At 65.1% G+C, this 14,676-nt stretch carries 16 protein-coding genes and 1 tRNA gene; 14 read left to right on the top strand and 3 right to left on the bottom strand.

Going from position 1 to position 14,676, the window contains the following annotated elements; genetic code table 11:
• Window positions 1-9: 9 nt before the first annotated feature.
• Both HNO53_RS05030 and HNO53_RS05035 read right to left on the bottom strand, forming a co-directional pair.
• A complete protein-coding gene (locus tag HNO53_RS05030) occupies window positions 10-1,149 on the bottom strand; it encodes a PQQ-dependent sugar dehydrogenase (RefSeq protein WP_209476740.1) in 1,140 nt (379 codons plus the stop codon).
• A 92-nt stretch (window positions 1,150-1,241) separates the two neighbouring features.
• Window positions 1,242-2,117: an AEC family transporter gene (locus tag HNO53_RS05035; protein ID WP_209476742.1), complete on the bottom strand. Its 876-nt coding sequence runs from the start codon at window positions 2,115-2,117 to the stop codon at window positions 1,242-1,244.
• Window positions 2,118-2,287: 170 nt separating this feature from the next.
• Here HNO53_RS05035 and HNO53_RS05040 point away from each other — a divergent pair, with 170 nt between their 5' ends.
• Window positions 2,288-4,093, top strand: coding sequence for an ABC transporter ATP-binding protein (locus tag HNO53_RS05040; protein WP_209476744.1), 1,806 nt, complete (start codon window positions 2,288-2,290; stop codon window positions 4,091-4,093).
• Window positions 4,094-4,116: 23 nt separating this feature from the next.
• Here the strand turns inward: HNO53_RS05040 and HNO53_RS05045 are convergent, their stop codons facing one another.
• Window positions 4,117-4,719, bottom strand: coding sequence for a hypothetical protein (locus HNO53_RS05045; RefSeq protein WP_209476746.1), 603 nt, complete (start codon window positions 4,717-4,719; stop codon window positions 4,117-4,119).
• A 145-nt stretch (window positions 4,720-4,864) separates the two neighbouring features.
• Between HNO53_RS05045 and HNO53_RS05050 the strand changes: the two genes are divergently transcribed.
• The 13 genes from HNO53_RS05050 (at window position 4,865) to HNO53_RS05110 (ending at window position 14,643) form a co-directional block, all read left to right on the top strand.
• Window positions 4,865-4,941: transfer RNA gene (locus HNO53_RS05050), tRNA-Ile, on the top strand.
• Between the two features lie 65 nt (window positions 4,942-5,006).
• Window positions 5,007-5,873, top strand: a complete 867-nt coding sequence (locus HNO53_RS05055; RefSeq protein ID WP_209476747.1) for a ParA family protein — start codon at window positions 5,007-5,009, stop codon at window positions 5,871-5,873.
• Complete coding sequence (gene dnaB, locus HNO53_RS05060) at window positions 5,860-7,263, top strand: replicative DNA helicase (RefSeq protein WP_209476749.1); 1,404 nt, start codon at window positions 5,860-5,862, stop codon at window positions 7,261-7,263. The genes HNO53_RS05055 and dnaB overlap by 14 nt, the downstream gene beginning before the upstream one ends.
• Window positions 7,260-7,640: a DUF7673 family protein gene (locus HNO53_RS05065; RefSeq protein ID WP_089684758.1), complete on the top strand. Its 381-nt coding sequence runs from the start codon at window positions 7,260-7,262 to the stop codon at window positions 7,638-7,640. The genes dnaB and HNO53_RS05065 overlap by 4 nt, the downstream gene beginning before the upstream one ends.
• A complete protein-coding gene (locus HNO53_RS05070) occupies window positions 7,633-7,869 on the top strand; it encodes a type II toxin-antitoxin system HicA family toxin (protein WP_089684756.1) in 237 nt (78 codons plus the stop codon). Before HNO53_RS05065 ends, HNO53_RS05070 begins: the two co-directional genes overlap by 8 nt.
• 75 nt (window positions 7,870-7,944) lie before the next feature.
• Entirely contained in the window at window positions 7,945-9,849 is a 1,905-nt protein-coding gene (locus HNO53_RS05075) for a ParB family protein (protein WP_089684754.1), read from the top strand.
• On the top strand, window positions 9,846-10,448 hold the full coding sequence (locus HNO53_RS05080; protein WP_089684752.1) for a DUF2857 domain-containing protein: 603 nt from the start codon (window positions 9,846-9,848) through the stop codon (window positions 10,446-10,448). Before HNO53_RS05075 ends, HNO53_RS05080 begins: the two co-directional genes overlap by 4 nt.
• Entirely contained in the window at window positions 10,448-11,797 is a 1,350-nt protein-coding gene (locus tag HNO53_RS05085; protein ID WP_089684750.1) for an STY4528 family pathogenicity island replication protein, read from the top strand. The genes HNO53_RS05080 and HNO53_RS05085 overlap by 1 nt, the downstream gene beginning before the upstream one ends.
• 82 nt (window positions 11,798-11,879) lie before the next feature.
• Window positions 11,880-12,608: a PFL_4669 family integrating conjugative element protein gene (locus HNO53_RS05090; protein ID WP_089684748.1), complete on the top strand. Its 729-nt coding sequence runs from the start codon at window positions 11,880-11,882 to the stop codon at window positions 12,606-12,608.
• A 214-nt stretch (window positions 12,609-12,822) separates the two neighbouring features.
• Window positions 12,823-13,320, top strand: a complete 498-nt coding sequence (locus tag HNO53_RS05095; protein WP_209476753.1) for a DUF3158 family protein — start codon at window positions 12,823-12,825, stop codon at window positions 13,318-13,320.
• A gap of 18 nt (window positions 13,321-13,338) precedes the next feature.
• Window positions 13,339-13,773 carry a single-stranded DNA-binding protein gene (locus HNO53_RS05100; RefSeq protein WP_089684744.1) on the top strand — a complete coding sequence of 145 codons (435 nt, stop codon included), beginning with the start codon at window positions 13,339-13,341 and terminating at the stop codon, window positions 13,771-13,773.
• A 37-nt stretch (window positions 13,774-13,810) separates the two neighbouring features.
• Window positions 13,811-14,398, top strand: coding sequence for a hypothetical protein (locus HNO53_RS05105; protein ID WP_143005083.1), 588 nt, complete (start codon window positions 13,811-13,813; stop codon window positions 14,396-14,398).
• A gap of 20 nt (window positions 14,399-14,418) precedes the next feature.
• A complete protein-coding gene (locus tag HNO53_RS05110; protein ID WP_089684740.1) occupies window positions 14,419-14,643 on the top strand; it encodes a hypothetical protein in 225 nt (74 codons plus the stop codon).
• Window positions 14,644-14,676 lie beyond the last annotated feature (33 nt).

The raw sequence follows: 14,676 nt of genomic DNA on the forward strand, positions 1-14,676 counted from the left end.
CGCCTGAGTTCAATTCACCGGCCTCAGCCGGTAGAGATTGCCCTGGGGATCGTCGTTGATCAGGTAGATGGCGCCATCCTGCCCCTGGTGAACGTCGCGGGTGCGACCGATCTGTCCGTCGAGCACCAACTCCGTGTCGACCACCTGGGCGTTCTCCAGCGTCAGACGATACAGCTGCTCGCGGTGCAGCCCCCCGGCCAGCAGATTGCCGCGCCAAGCCTCGAACATGGGGGAGGTGACCTCAGCCAGGCCGGAGGGGGCGAAACGATCTTCGAAGACGTGAACGGGATCGCGCATGCCGGGCAGGGTGGCCTCGCCGACAGGGCGACGGGAGACGTAGGTCTTGCCGAGACTCACCTCGGGCCAGCCGTAGTTTTCGCCGCCGATCAGCCGGTTGAGCTCGTCGCCACCCAGCGGGCCGTGCTCGGTGGCCCAGGCGTCGCCCGCTTGGGTGACTACCAGGCCCTGGGGGTTACGATTGCCGAAGGTAAATATTTCGTCGAGGGCCTCGTCGTTCCCGACGAATGGGTTATCGTCGGGCACGCCGCCGGTCTCAGTCAGCCGCAGCACGCTGCCGGCATGGTCGCGGCGATCCTGCGCACGCGATGGGCTGCCGCGTTCGCCAACGCTCATCAGCAGGGTGCCGTCGGGCAGCCAAGCGAGCCGGGAGCCGTAGTGACGCCCGGGATCGCTGTAACGCCCTTGTGCGAAGAGCAGCTCGACGTCGGTCAGCTCGCCATCGCCGAGCCGGGCACGACTCAGGGCGGTGGCGGTGCCGCCCGCGCCGGGCTTGCTCCAGGTGAAGTAGAGCCAATCGTGCTCGCCGTCGCCATAGTGCGGATGCAGTGCCACGTCGAGGAGCCCGCCCTGTGACTGTGCGCTGACCTCGGGCACGCCTTGCAGGTGGGTGACATCGCCAGTCTCATCGATCAGCGCCAGGCGCCCCGGGCGCTCGCTGACCAGGAAGCGTCCATCGGGAAGTTGCTCCACCGACCATGGGTGTTCGAGCCCCTCGGCGATGCGCTCCAGGCGCAGCTCGAGGTGTTCGGTAGAGATTCGGTCGAGGGCCTCGACGGCCTGGGCCGAACCGCCACTCCCCAGGGTAGCGGCCAGCAGAGGCACTGCCAGCCGCTTGCTTGCCTTAAGCATGTCTCCCTCCCTTGCATTTTGTTACCGCCCCCATCGAATAAAGACTCCGGGGCGGCCTGGGTGTTCCCATCACCCGTATGCGGCCCTTGGCGCTACATCAGGATCGCCAGCAGGATCGGCAGGTAGAGCAAGGCCAGCAGCGTCGAACAGAACACCAGGCTGGCCACGTACTCCGGCTCACGCTTGGCGCGCTGCGCGAACAGATAATTGAAGACCGCCACCGGCATGCTCATCTGCAACACCAGGATGCTGAGCGCCAAGGGCGACAGATCGAGCAGCGTGCCGATGCCCCAGGCCAGCAGCGCGGCGACCGGGATGCGCAGCAGGCTGAAGCCGATCCCGGAGCGCAGGTTCTTGACCTTGATGCTGGCCAGCGACACGCCCAGCGTGATCAGCATCAGCGGCACGGTGAAGCCCGAGATCAGCCCCACGCTGTTGGCCAGCCAGCGCGGCAGCTCGGTGTCGGTCAGCAGCAGCGTCAGTGCTATCAGGATAGCGTAAACCGTGGGTGTCCTGACCAGCGTTCGCAGCGGGTTGCCGGTGCTGGCGATTACGGCGCCGATGGTGAACTGGAACAGCGAGACCGTGACCATGACCGTGATGCCGAAGGCGAAGCCGGCGCTACCGAAGGCGTAAAGCACGACCGGCAGCCCCATGTTGCCCGTATTGGGGTACATCATGGGGGCCAGCAACACACGCCAGTCACGGCGTAGCAGGCGTGCCATGGCGAAGGTGGCCAGGCCCATGCAAACCATCACCAGGGCGGTGGCCAGCATGGTGCGCCCGAAGCTGCTGGCGTCGATGTCAGCGCCGGCGAGTGACGAGATCACCAAGGCCGGCGTACCGATGTTGAAGACCAGGCGCGTGACGAAGTCCACGGGGTAGGGCTGGCCCATGCGAATCCAGGTGAAGCCCAGGCCGGCGCCGGCCAGCACGGGCGCCATCACGGCAAAGAGGTCGGCGAGCATCGAGCGTCCTTGGCGGTGAGCAAGCTAAGTATTGTACAGTTCCGGTGCGCCAAGATCATGTCGACGGTTCGCCCGTCTCGCCGCTCGAGTCGATGGGCTGGCCCGGTTCCTCCTTGGTGGAAGCGCCCTGACCCGGTAAGCTGCGACTCTTGTTCGCAAGGAATTCTCAAATGCCAACCGATGCTTCCGCCAACAGTTTCCAGGCCCTGGGGCGCCTGCTGCGCTACGCCCGCGGCTATCGCCGCCGTATCGTCGCCGCCACGACCTGCTCGATCATCAACAAGATCTTCGACATCGCCCCAGAGATTCTCATCGGCGTGGCCATCGACGTGGTGGTCAACCAGGAGCGCAGCTTCGTCGCCCGGATCGGCTTCGAGACCGCCCAGCAGCAGATCATGGTGCTCGCCGTGCTCACCTTCTTCATCTGGGCCGGCGAATCGATCTTCGAGTATCTCTTCAAGATCCTGTGGCGCAACCTGGCCCAGCGGTTGCAAGCCGACATGCGCCTGGACACCTACGAGCACGCCCAGCGCCTCGACATGGCCTACTTCGAGTCAAAGAGCTCGGGCCAGCTCGTGGCCACCATGAACGACGACGTCAACCAGCTCGAGCGCTTCCTCGACGGCGGCGCCAATGCGCTGATCCAGGTCGGCGTCACCGTGGTGGCGGTGGGGGCGGTGTTCTTCGTCATCTCGCCGCTGATCGCGCTGCTCGCCTTCACGCCGATCCCGCTGATCATCTGGGGCGCCTTCTTCTTCCAGCGCAAGGCCGGCCCGCTCTACACCGACGTGCGCGAGAAGGTCGGCGACCTTGCCAGCCGGCTCTCCAACAATCTCTCCGGCATTGCCACCATTAAAAGCTTCACCAGCGAGGCGCGCGAGGCCGAGCGGCTGCGCAGCGTCAGCGAAGCCTACGTCGAGGCCAACCGGCGCGCCATCCAGGTCAGCTCGGCCTTTATCCCGGTGATCCGCATGGCGATCCTGGCCGGTTTCCTGGCTACCTTCACCGTCGGCGGCATGATGGCGCTGCGCGGCGACCTCAACGTGGGCGCCTACGGCGTGCTGGTGTTCCTCACCCAGCGTCTGCTGTGGCCGCTGACGGGCCTGGCCGAGGTGATCGACCTGTTCGAGCGCGCCATGGCCAGCACCCGGCGCATCCTCGACCTGCTCGCCGTGCCGATCACGGTGAAGGACAACGAAGGCCAGCCGCTGGCCGAGCCGGTGCGCGGCGAGGTGAGCTTCGATGCGGTGAGCTTCCGCTATGCCGCCAGCGGCGTGGGCGTGGAAGGCGTCAGCCTGCACGTGCCCGCCGGCAATACCCTGGCGCTGGTGGGCGCCACCGGCTCGGGCAAGTCGACCCTGATGAAGCTGCTGCTGCGCTTCTACGACCCCGAGGCAGGCCGTGTCTGCATCGACGGCCAGCCGATCGGCGAGGTCAGCCTGGCGTCGCTGCGCCAGGCCATTGGCCTGGTCAGCCAGGACGTCTACCTGTTCGAGGGCTCGATTCGTGACAACATCGCCTACGCCCGTCCCGAGGCCAGCGAGGCGGAGGTGATCGACGCGGCGCGCACCGCCGAGGCGTGGGAGTTCATCCAGGCCCTGCCCCAGGGGCTCGATACCGCCGTGGGCGAGCGCGGCGTGCGCCTCTCCGGCGGCCAGCGTCAACGCCTTTCGCTGGCGCGTGCGCTGCTCAAGGATCCGCCGATCCTGGTACTCGACGAAGCCACCAGCGCGGTGGACAACGAGACCGAGGCGGCCATCCAGCGCTCGCTGGCCAAGATCGGCCATGGCCGCACGGTGATCATGATCGCTCATCGGCTCTCGACCATCGTGCACTCCGACGAGATCGTGGTGATCGACGCCGGGCAAGTCGTGGAGCAGGGCACCCATGCCGAGCTGCTCGAGAAGGGTGGCCGCTACGCCGCGCAGTGGAAGGTGCAGACCGGGGCGTTGGAGGAGAGCGAGGCGCTTAGCTGAGAGGGCATATTGCCCGAGAGATTTTAAGTCTCTGGTTTGACCAGCAGGGCATCGAGGCTGACCGGTACCTCGTCGCCGATCTGCTCATAGCCGAGCAGCAGCAGCACCGAACGCAGGGTGGGGTTGGCCATCAGTGCCTGCCCATCCAGCGCCACCCGCTCGGCGTTGGTCACCTGCACCTGGCCGCTGCTCGTCTTGGTGAAGCGCACCGGCAGCGACTCCTCGCGCACGGCATTGCCCGAGCGTACCTTCATGGTTAGGGTTTCCACCAGGGAATCGCCCACTGCCAACCGATCCAGCCGTCCGGGCGGGAACTGCGTGGTCAGTGTGGCCATGGGCCGCTCGGTGACGCCGGCAAGCCACGGCGGCAATTGCCCGAGTCGTTCCACTACATCACTCTGGTTGAGTCGCAGCGGCATCTCCAGGGAGCCGTCCTCATTCGCGCTGCCGGAAAGCCGGCGTACCTCATGCTGGCGCGGCACTGGCCCATCGGGAGTGATCTGCATCACCGTGGCGGAGACCCGCGAGTGCTCGGGATCCAGTTCCCAAGCCGCCAAAGGCAGGGCGAACAGCAGGGCGGAGGCGCCCAGGGCGATCAAAGAGAAGGAAGAGAAAAGGTGTTTCATCAGCGGTGCGTCTCCTGCAGCGGAAGCTTCCCCCAGAAGACACGCCAAACGCTGAGAAGTGCCCGAACCGTCGGCATGGAAAAAGCCGACCCCGAGCCTCTGGCCTCGTCCAGCCGCATTCGCTATCATACGGCGGCGCAATGCAGGGCCTATAGCTCAGTTGGTTAGAGCAGGGGACTCATAATCCCTTGGTCGCTGGTTCGAGTCCAGCTGGGCCCACCAAGTACGCACTGCATTGATTGAGGTTCGACCCTTAGGCCACTCGTTACCACACGAGGGCACAATCAATGCGCATCATGTCTGTTATCTCCACCAAGGGCGGCGTCGGCAAGACCACCGTCACTGCCAATCTGGGCGGCCTCCTGGCCGATGCGGGGCTCAAGGTCCTGTTCATCGACCTGGACAGCCAGCCGACCCTCTCCAGCTACTACCCTCTTCGCACCGAAGCCCCCGGCGGTACCTATGAGCTGATCGCGCTCAGCGACACGGCTCCCGACCGCGTCATATCGCAAACGGCCCATCCCAACCTGGATGTGGTGATCTCCAACGATCACGCCGGCCAGCTTCCTCAGCTGCTGCTCAACGCCCCGGACGGCCGCTTCCGGCTTGCCCAGCTGCTCTCCAGCCTATCGGGCTATGACCTCATCCTGATCGATACCCAGGGGGCGCGCTCCATCACCCTGGAGATGGCGGTCCTGGCCTCCGATCACGCCCTCTCTCCCATCACCCCCGAGCTGCTTTCCGCCCGCGAGTTCGTGCGCGGCACCGTCGGCCTGCTGCGCGATCTCGAGGCGCTCAGCCAGTTCACCCACCTCTCCGTTCCTCCCGTTTCCGTACTCGTGAATCGCCTGGATGAAACCGCCGATGCGCGGGGCATCCACCAGACGCTGGCAGAGATGTTTGCCGCCGGCGAGCAGGGCGTCACCGTGATGCAGAGCACCATCCGCGCCGGTGTCGCTTTCCGACAGGCCGCCAGTGCCGGCCTGCCGGCACACCAGTTCGAGCCCAGAAAGCCCGCCGGTCGCAAGTCGCCCGCCGCCGCCGATCAGGTCAAGGCGATGGCCTGTGAGCTCAACCCCGGCTGGCAGCCACTGATCGACGCCATGGTCTGCACCACCACCATGCAGGGAGGCTGCCACGATGAGTGCCATTGAGAACCTGGTCCAGCTCCGGGTGGCCGAAGAGCGCTCCGACGCCGGCTATCTGCCTCCCCACAGCCTGGAAGCGGAGCAGTCGGTGCTGGGGGGCCTGCTGCTGGACAACGCCATGTGGGATGAAGTCGCCGACCGCCTGGCGCCGGCAATGTTCTATCAGCAGGCCCATCGCCTGGTGTTTCAGGCCATTCAGGGGCTGGCCGAGCGTGACCAGCCGATGGATGTGGTGACCGTCTCCGAAGCGCTGGAGGAGGCGCGTCAGCTGGAGCAGGTGGGAGGCCTCGCCTTCCTGGCAGAGCTGGCCCGCAATACGCCCAGCGCGGCCAATGTCGTGGCCTATGCCGAGATCGTGCGGGATCGCCATGCGCTGCGTCAGCTGATCCATACCTGCTTCACGCTGAACCAGCAGGCCCTGAACGCCCAGGGCCGTTCGGCCGCCGAGCTGATCGAGGAGGCCGAGCAGAAGCTCTTCGCCCTGACGGAGGACCGGCATGAGCGGCTGAGCTCCATGAAGGAGATGCTGGGGGAGGCCATCAACGTCATTGATCAGGCCTTCAATGCGCAGGGCGGGGTGACGGGTATCCCGAGCGGACTTAGCGAGCTGGATGCCATGACCGCGGGCTGGCAGCCCGGGGATCTCATTATCCTGGCCGGCCGCCCCTCCATGGGCAAGACCGCCATGGGGCTCGGCTTCGCGGAGCATGCGCTGACGGCAGAGGAGGTTGCCGGTCCGGTCTTTATCTTCTCCCTGGAGATGCCCGAGTCGCAGCTGATGCTGCGGTTGATCGCCAGCCTGGGCAATGTCTCCCTGCAGAAGCTGCGCACCGGAAAGATGGAGGACGAGGATTGGCCGAAGGTGACCGCTGCGGTCAATCGGCTCACCCAGCTGGAAGGGAAGCTCTTGATCGATGATGCCTCAGGCATCACCGCCTCCAGCCTTAAGGCTCGCGCACGCCGCATGACGCGCCGCTTCGGGCGCCCCTCCATGATCCTGGTGGACTACCTGCAGCTGCTTCAGGAGCCGGGCAGCGAGAACCGGACCCTCGAGGTGGGCAAGGTCAGTCGGATTCTCAAGGAGACCGCCAAGGAGCTGCGCTCTCCGGTCATTGCCCTGTCGCAGCTCAACCGCTCGCTGGAAACCCGCCCCAACAAGCGCCCCTGCATGGCCGATCTGCGTGACAGCGGTGCGCTGGAGCAGGACGCCGACGTGATCGCCTTCATCTACCGCGACGAGGTCTACCACCCCGAGAACGAAGACAGCCACGGCCTGGCCGAGCTGATCCTGGGCAAGCAGCGCAACGGGCCGACCGGCACCGTGCACCTGGCGTTCCAGGGAGAGTCGGCGCGCTTCAAACCGTTGGCGTGGCAGCACCAGGAGGGGACCCCATGAGCCAGCATCGTGTACGCACACCCGACCCCCGCTCCCGGCTCTCACAGGCCCTTGCCCAGGTCATGCACGAGACCCGCCAGCGGCAGCTCGAGGCGGAACGGGAGGGCCTGTCAGCGCTCGAGCACCTGATCCGTGTGGCCGAGGGCCATAGCGGCCAGTCCCACCATCTTCGTCGCCTCCTGCTCGGACTCTACAACGGCTACCACTGGCCCTTCGAGATGCAGCGGCTGCGGGGGCTCGATGCGGACCTGCAGGCGGATGCCCTCACGGTGATCCGGATGGCCACCTACAGCGGCCACGAGATCCACACCTTCATCGAGGGCGGTGATGCCTTGCTGAAACGCTTCTGGGAGATCGAGGAGGCCGAAGATGAGTAAGTCGTCTTCTGTAGCGCGAGGGTGCAAGGGGATGCAGCGCCTGATTCGCTATGCCGCGTCTCAGGGATGGGAGGTGCAGCGTACCAGCGGCGGTCACCTGCGGTTCAGCAAGCCGGGCTGTGCGCCGGTCTTCACCTCCTTCACCACCAAGGACCGCCGCGCCGAGCTCAATGCCCGCTCCCAGTTGCGTCGGGCGGAGTGGCAGCAGAGGTGCCGCCATGACGAGTGATGCCACTGTCATCAGCACCAGGGCGCCGCATGCCTGCGCCGCTTCTGTCAGCACCGTCACCAAGGAAGTCACCCGATGAAACGTCCTACCGACCAGCAGCTTCGCGAACGCCTGATGCAGCCGGGCCCCAAGCGTCAGGGGCAGCCCGTGGATGCCGTAACTCCTCCTGACCAGGAGATGGCCGTCTGGGTCACGCTGGACATGCTCAAGCCCTACGAGCACAACCCCCGGCAGGTCCGGAATCCCAAGTACGAGGAGATCAAGGCTTCGATCCGTGCCGCGGGTCTCAAGCACAAGCCCCCGGTGACCCAGCGGCCGGGGGAGAAGCACTACACCATCTGTGATGGCGGCAATACCCGCCTGCAGATCCTGCGCGAGCTCTTTGAGGAGACCGGCGAGTCGCGCTTCCATGCATTCTATGCCCTGTACCGACCCTGGCAGTCGGAAGTGAAGATGCTGACAGGGCATCTCAGCGAGAACGACAACCGCGGCCAGCTGCTCTGGATCGAGCGTGCCAAGGGCGTAGTGGATGCCAAGGCGATGTACGAGGAAGAGAGCGGCGACACGCTCTCGCAGCGCGAGCTGGTCAAGCGCCTGGCCGAGGATGGCTATCAGGTTGCCCAGAGCCATATCAGCAAGATGCTCTATACCGTCGAGCATCTGCTGCCCACCCTGCCCAACACCCTTTACAGCGGCTTAGGGCGGCCACAGGTCGAGAAGCTGATCAGCTACCGGGAAGCCTGCCGACTGATCTGGGAGCGCTGCACCGAGGAGGTCGCGCCCGAGGGCTTTGCCGAGGCCTGGCACCAGACCATGGCCTGGTTCGATGACGAGGGCCAGACAGAGATGAACTGGAGCATCGTGGTGGATCGGCTGTGCGGCATGCTGGCCGACCACACCGGCGTGCACTTCAACGTCTGCGAGCTGACCCTCGATAACATCGTCACCTATCGCAAGCGGCGCTGGGACCTGGAAGAGCATCAGGCCTTCGAAGCCCTGGACGTTGAGCTGCAGCAGATGCGCGACCCCGACGCCCAGCCGCCCTCGCTTTATCCACCGCTGCCCGAGACCTCTGCCGAGCCCGCCGCGGGCGGTGCGCCGGTGGCGAAGGTGTCTGCTTCCGACTCTGGCCGTGAACCCCAATCCCAGCCCCAAGCTGAGCAGCTGCCATCGCCACGGGCCCTGGGCAGAGACGCGCTTTCCGACGACGAGAGGACAGAGAGCGCCGAGCTGCTTCGGCTGCGTGAGCAGGTTGCCGCGCTGGAGCGTGAAAAGGAGCAGCTGAGCGAATCATCGTCTCCCGTGCTGCGAGGAATCGGTGAGCCGGCGTCGGAGCCTGGCCCTGTGCCCATGGCTGCGACCCCAGAGGAGGAGGTCGACTGGCCAGAGGGGGCTGCTCGGACAGAAGCCGAGCGGGCCGCCCGCCTCGAGGGGCTGACCCAGTCCAGCTGGCAGGAGAGTCCGGGGAAGCGCGGTTACCGCCACCATCTGGCCAGCGAGCTCGGCGTGCCCAGCTTCGATTTCGAGCAGCTGGCCCCCCTGGCGGCGCCGGTGCTCTCCGGCGAAACCACCCCGCCCATTGCCGACGTCTGGTTTATCGAAGGGGTGGAGGATGAGCCCCGCTCACTGCGTATTCGTATCCGCGAGCTGGTCCAGGTGATTGCCCGCTGGGGAGGCTTCGGCGGCAGCGACGTGGTGGTCGCCGATGACGACGGCATCGGTTTCGACCTCAACCCGCTGCCGGACGCCGCCGACCGCCGTGCACGCTTCGCCTGGCAGGCGCTGGCGAGCCTGCGCGGTGAACTCAATCCCGAGTACCCCTCTGACGCCACCCTATGGGGAGCGCTGCTGGGCACCCATCGGGAAGAGGGCGATGAGAGTGCCTGGGACGATGCGGTACTGCTTCGTTTCTTCCGTCTGGTGCGGCTGATTCGCCGCCTTCGTGAACACCTGCAGGGACAACAGGAGGCCCAGTCATGAGCTCTTCATCCGCCAACCTGAACCAGGCGCTGCTCAGCCAGGTCATGGGGTTTCTTCGGGAGGGCAATATGCGCCGAGCGCTGGCCCTTGGCTTCAGTGAGGATGAGCTGCGCACCCTGCGACGGCTGAGGGCGAGCGATATCGACTCGCTGGCCTGCGCAGGGCCGGTGGTAGCGCGCTTCTCGGTGGATCATGCCGCGCTGCGCGGTGTTCTGGCGCGCATCGATCGTGACCAGGATCGTGAGACCCTGATCGACCGCTGCCTGAGGCTGGGGGCCAGCGTCAGCATGATGGGAGCCTTCTTCGGCCTGACCGGCAACGACTGCTCGACGCGTCGCCAGCTGCTGGGCATTGCGCCGCGCCAGGGGCGGCTGGCGATGCCGTCGGAGCAGGCAGAGCATGATGCCTGGGAGCGCTGGCAGCATATCGCCCTGGACCCCAAGGCGACCGACGACCTGCAGGGTATGGTCACCCTCGCCGAGGAGACCGATATCCCGCTGGCGGTGGTGTGGCACCTGATCAAGCAGTGGGTCGATCCCGGCCAGCCGCGCACGGCGCCCCCGGCCGAAGAGTGGACGTCCCCTGCGGGAGAGCGGTGATGGTGCAGCTGCGGGACGCCACTCGGCAGGGGCTGGATCGCCTGATCGGCCAGGCAGCTTCCGAGATGACCCAGCGCCGGGGAGAGCCCCCGGCGTCTGGCGCTGTGAACGGCGAGACGGAGCGGTCAGGGGAGGCTTCGTCAGGCCTCGATGGCCTGCTGTTTTTCGGGAACCCCCATGAGACCGTGCCGCGGTCTCTGCTGCTGGATCCCCGCCTCGGGCACGTCGACAAGCTTGGCTGGCAGATGATGCGCATGCTGGTCAATCCGGACCGAACCACGGCGGTGCCGACCTATGACGAGCTGCAGCCCTTGCTGCGGGGGGCGCCGGGCCAGAAGGCGTCGAGGGCCACGGTCGCCCGCGTTATCGCTGTGCTTCGCCTGACCCGCTGGGTCAGTCTCGGTCATCGGGCGCGCAACGCGCAGAACGGCCGCATTATCGGCAACGTCTATATCCTGCACGACGAGCCGCTTTCGCCTGCGGAAGCCTCGGTGCTGGATGCCGACTACGTGGAGTATGTGTGTCGCTGCCTGGATCACCAGAACAAGGTGGTCAAGGCCGTTGCTGCCATGGTGCTCGAGGAGCTCCAGGAGGCCGGGGCGCTACATGAGCTGCCGACGCGTCTCGATACCCTGGCGTCTCGGCCGAGGCAGGCCCAGTGCCGGTCGCCTGCCAAGCATGACGCTGCCCAGTTCTCCGCTGCGACTGAGCAGAAGAACCAGGGCAGGCAGCCGAGTTCTCAGCGAGAACCCGGCCGGGTGAGCCGAGAGAACTCCCCTGGTTTTCAGAGAGAACCAAGTCTGGAATCAAAGGCTTATCGGGCTGTCGAGGCAGTTCTCGATGAAAACTCGGGCAGTTCTTCCCGTACAGTACGTACTTCACACTGTGTAAAACCTACAGGTACGTCAGCCCCGAGGCTGCACTGGCCGGCGTGTCTCTCGCTGGATGGGAGTGAACGTCAGGCGACTCAACTCCTGATGTCGGGCCTATCGGGCGATACCCAGCAAGCGATTCTCGATGAGGCGGCGGGTCGTGTGAGCAGCGGTTCGGTGAGAAACCCCAAGGGCTTCCTGCGGGGGCTGATCAAGCGCGCTATCAGGGGCGAGTTCGTGGCGACCGGCTATGCCCAGACCCAGGCCGAATGCCGGGCGGGCAGCAGGACCCAGAGCGCTTCACCGGCCAAGCATCTGTCTGAACCCCGTGCCGCGGCTCAGCCATCCACGCAGGCGCCGGCGCCCACGCCACCGAGCTCCACGTCACCTGATGAGGCCCGAGCGGCCCGAGAGCAGTGCCTGCGCAAGCTGGGGCTATGGCCTGCTGGCGACAAAAACTCACTCAATAGCCATTAACAATTCCGCTGTCCCCCCCACCTCAACTGATTGACAGTGCCTGCCATACCGCAGACACACATCAGCATGAGGACGACGCGCCATGGCCGTTGATCGCCTGGGAGCACTGCGCAGCAAGATCGAACTGACGCTCCATACCCACCACGCTGCACGGATCTGGAAGGGCCGTGGGGTCGAGACGGGTCGCCCACAGATAATCGGCATGCGGCAGTTCCTGCTGATCTGCGGTGCGATCAAGCAGAACGCAGCCAAGGATGACCCCTATGCGGATCACTGGCTGCTGCAGCTGGATGCCAAACTTGCCGAGACTCGTACTCAGCTGGACCAGCGTCTCCATGAGCTCGATAGCCTGATGGCACAGCTTCCACCAGAGCTAGACGTGGAGGAGAACCTTAATCAGCAACCCTTGAAGATTCCTGTCTATACCGGCGGTCAGCATGGATGGCTCGCCCTGCGCCTGCTGATCGACTTCGACCGCTTCGTCAGGCGCGTCATGCTTGCCCACCATATCGCCCTGATTGGGCGGCGACAGATGGAGGAGTACGTCCGGGGCGGTGGCCACCTGTTGCGTAGCCTATGCGCGAGCACCCAGAAGTACCCGGGCTTCAGCGGTGCCACCCGGGACGACTTCGCCGCCAACAATGCCAAGGCCCGAGACGCCATCGAGAAGTTCGGCGCACTGCCTGACGACGTGCTCTCCGGCAAGCGGCGCAGCGAGTTTGCACCGCCGATTTCCAAGCCGGGAGAGTCCAAGGTCGCCGGTGGTGGGAGCAAGGCGGAGAGTGACCAAGCCCCTTCCGCCGAGGAGTAGCGGCTTGGCTTCCCGGAGTGATTCCACTGGAATCACCTGGGCGGTGGTGCCGGGGAGGCCTCCGGGGTGATTCCACTGGAATCACTGGGGCGGCGGTGCCGAGAGGGCTTCGGGGTGATTCCACTGGAATCACCTGGGCGGCGGTGCCGGAGGAGGTCTCCGGGGTGATTCCACTGGAATCACTTGGGCGGCGGTGCCGAGGAGGTCTGTGGTGATGTCACCGGCATCACAACAAGAGCATGAGGGGGGGGGCAGGGTGAGTAGCGCATCGAATAGCTATGGCAAAGACGCATTCAACAGCTACGCAAAGGGTTTTTTAAAACCCTTTAAGGGTAAGGGGGAGCTGATTCGGCTCCGTGACGAGCTGGAAGAGGCGGCAAGAGCGGCGCGGCAAGAGGCGATCGATATGGCATCTCAAGCGAATGGCGGCTTGCTGAAATCGACCGACCTCTGGCTTACCCCATGGGGTAAGTCAGGCATCCCAGCCAGAACCCTGCAGTGGCGCGATAACAGGCAGAGAAGCATGGGGCTTTGGCTGCTGGAAGCGTTCCTGTCTCGTGACGACATATCCGAGGCGATGCGGCAGTCCGTCATTGATCTCGAGGTGCAGCGCTGCGTGTTCAATGCCAAGGCGGCCACGATCAACTGGTCGATCAAGCGAATCGGCAAGGCGCTGGCCGATATCGAGCATGCTGTCTCATTTCAGCGATAACGACCAAGGAGGATACCCATGGGCACACGCTTCTACGGCGAGGGGAATATCGGCAGCGATCCGGAGGTTCGGACCTTCCCCGTGCGTGACAACCAGCCGCCCCGCACGCTGCTAAGGCTCAATGTGCGGTTCGATAACCTGGTCCCCAAGGACGGAGAGGTCGTGGATCGCGGTGGTTTCTGGGCAGACGTGGAGTGGTGGCACCGGGAAGCAGAGCGCTGGTCGCGGTTGTATCAGCGAGGGATGCGGGTCGTGGTGGTGGGCAAGATGATTCAGGACAGCTGGGAGCAGAACGGCGAGACGCGCACGGCCTTCAAGGTACAGGCTGAGCGAGTGGCCATCTTGCCTCATCGGGTAGCTCAGGTAATCATGGATACCCCCCATAGCCATCAGCAGCCGGCTGAGCAGTATGCCAGTGGCCCGGGGGCCAGCCAGGAAGGCTACGGGGACTAGCCGCTGAGTGATCATGGATGAATCAAGGAGGAGAGCGATGAAGGGAGCCAGGAGGGTGCTGTGCTGGATGGGCCTGGGTGCTGCTGCGGTGCTGGCAGCGGGCTGTACCACACAGGACCATCTCTACTCTCAAGGCCGCTGCCTGACCTGCATCAACAACCCGGTGACCGGGGAGCCGATCAACTACGATCCCGAGCAGCAGCCTGCTATCGACGAGGAGGCTGTGGCAGCCAGCAGCGGCCAGGAGGTATCGGCAAGCAGCCGGCATGGGCGTTTCAGCATGGCGTCGCCGCTGGATGTGGATACGGCCTATGCTCGGGTGCGTTCCGAGTTCGGATTCCGCTCCGAGGCGGACTTCAACCCGAACAGCAACTCTGACCAGTGGGCGATGATGGACAACGCCTGGCACTTCGATGCCACGCCCGGCGCCTTCTATCAGATGAGTGACTATGCCAGGCAGACCGTCAACGGTGCCGAGCACTCCCTGGTGCTGAAGGCACAAATCCAGCGCGACGGCAGCGGCTCTCGCATCAACGTTGAGTACCTGCCGACGACCAATGCCGGGTACGATGGTGATGCCATGGGTGAGGCGCTCGAGGAGCGTTTCCGCATGGTGCTCCGTTAGCGTAGAGAGGAGGGAATTCGGTGACATCGCCAGCACTGAGACAAGAGCGGATCGGCATTGGCCACGCGGCTCAGCTGCTGGGCGTCCGTGTGACCGAGCTCAAGGATGCCCTTCGGCATGGCCGCGATTTGCGCGGCCATGCGCCACCCCAGCCCATTGTCAGAGGCGCCGGCTCATCCGGCACTCAGATGCTGTTTTTCCTGGGCGACGTGATGGACGTCGCCGAGCTGATGGCTAACCCCTGAAGACGGCGGTGCAAAGCCCTATCGCTGATGTTC

It is taken from the genome of Billgrantia antri, from assembly GCF_017868935.1.
In the GTDB taxonomy this organism is placed as follows: Bacteria; Pseudomonadota; Gammaproteobacteria; order Pseudomonadales; family Halomonadaceae; genus Halomonas; species Halomonas antri.

Bases quoted from the DNA above. Each gene is read 5' to 3' on its own strand.
- HNO53_RS05030 (WP_209476740.1), bottom strand. From the start codon at position 1,149: ATGCTTAAGGCAAGCAAGCGGCTGGCAGTGCCTCTGCTGGCCGCTACC.
- HNO53_RS05035 (WP_209476742.1), bottom strand. From the start codon at position 2,117: ATGCTCGCCGACCTCTTTGCCGTGATGGCGCCCGTGCTGGCCGGCGCC.
- HNO53_RS05040 (WP_209476744.1), top strand. From the start codon at position 2,288: ATGCCAACCGATGCTTCCGCCAACAGTTTCCAGGCCCTGGGGCGCCTG.
- HNO53_RS05045 (WP_209476746.1), bottom strand. From the start codon at position 4,719: ATGAAACACCTTTTCTCTTCCTTCTCTTTGATCGCCCTGGGCGCCTCC.
- HNO53_RS05055 (WP_209476747.1), top strand. From the start codon at position 5,007: ATGCGCATCATGTCTGTTATCTCCACCAAGGGCGGCGTCGGCAAGACC.
- dnaB (WP_209476749.1), top strand. From the start codon at position 5,860: ATGAGTGCCATTGAGAACCTGGTCCAGCTCCGGGTGGCCGAAGAGCGC.
- HNO53_RS05065 (WP_089684758.1), top strand. From the start codon at position 7,260: ATGAGCCAGCATCGTGTACGCACACCCGACCCCCGCTCCCGGCTCTCA.
- HNO53_RS05070 (WP_089684756.1), top strand. From the start codon at position 7,633: ATGAGTAAGTCGTCTTCTGTAGCGCGAGGGTGCAAGGGGATGCAGCGC.
- HNO53_RS05075 (WP_089684754.1), top strand. From the start codon at position 7,945: ATGAAACGTCCTACCGACCAGCAGCTTCGCGAACGCCTGATGCAGCCG.
- HNO53_RS05080 (WP_089684752.1), top strand. From the start codon at position 9,846: ATGAGCTCTTCATCCGCCAACCTGAACCAGGCGCTGCTCAGCCAGGTC.
- HNO53_RS05085 (WP_089684750.1), top strand. From the start codon at position 10,448: ATGGTGCAGCTGCGGGACGCCACTCGGCAGGGGCTGGATCGCCTGATC.
- HNO53_RS05090 (WP_089684748.1), top strand. From the start codon at position 11,880: ATGGCCGTTGATCGCCTGGGAGCACTGCGCAGCAAGATCGAACTGACG.
- HNO53_RS05095 (WP_209476753.1), top strand. From the start codon at position 12,823: ATGTCACCGGCATCACAACAAGAGCATGAGGGGGGGGGCAGGGTGAGT.
- HNO53_RS05100 (WP_089684744.1), top strand. From the start codon at position 13,339: ATGGGCACACGCTTCTACGGCGAGGGGAATATCGGCAGCGATCCGGAG.
- HNO53_RS05105 (WP_143005083.1), top strand. From the start codon at position 13,811: ATGAAGGGAGCCAGGAGGGTGCTGTGCTGGATGGGCCTGGGTGCTGCT.